The sequence below is a fragment of the Vibrio sp. 2304 genome (genome assembly GCF_033339475.1).
Lineage (GTDB): Bacteria > Pseudomonadota > Gammaproteobacteria > Enterobacterales > Vibrionaceae > Vibrio > Vibrio alginolyticus.
The window spans coordinates 1-561 of the sequence record NZ_JAWOUQ010000105.1 but is presented as its reverse complement, the minus strand read 5'-3'; the positions used below and the strand labels follow the sequence as shown (position 1 = coordinate 561).

Here is a 561-nt window from a genome sequence, read left to right as displayed (position 1 = left end):
CTTCCGATCTAAATCCTTGCCAGTCGGGCTTTAACCGATGACGAACGCGCACAGCTTTTATATGAGCGCGGAGTGTTGTATGATAGTCTCGGTCTGAGGGCATTAGCGCGTAACGATTTTTCGCAAGCGCTGGCAATCCGACCGGATATGCCTGAAGTATTCAATTACTTAGGCATTTACTTAACGCAGGCAGGCAATTTTGATGCTGCCTATGAAGCGTTTGATTCTGTACCTGAGCTTGATCCAACTTACAACTACGCGCACTTGAACCGCGGTATCGCCCTGTATTACGGCGGCCGGGCTAAGTTAGCGCAAGATGATCTGCTGGCGTTTTATCAAGACGATCCCAATGATCCTTTCCGTAGCCTGTGGCTTTATATCGCCGAGCGTAAACTCGACGAGAAGCGGGCGCTTGAAGCACTCAGAGAGCGCCTAACCACGTCGGGTAAAGAGCACTGGGGATGGAACATGGCCGAGTTCTACCTTGGCGACATTAGCGAAAAAGAGCTGATGACTCGTCTGAAGGCAGACGCGACGGATAACACCTCGCTCGCTGAGCAG

At 51.5% G+C, this 561-nt stretch carries 1 protein-coding gene; it reads left to right on the top strand.

From position 1 onward, the window contains the following. Positions 1–12 precede the first annotated feature (12 nt). Positions 13–561, top strand: a 549-nt coding sequence (nlpI, locus tag R7P64_RS24485; protein WP_318124222.1) for a lipoprotein NlpI, incomplete at its 3' end; no start/stop codon positions are given.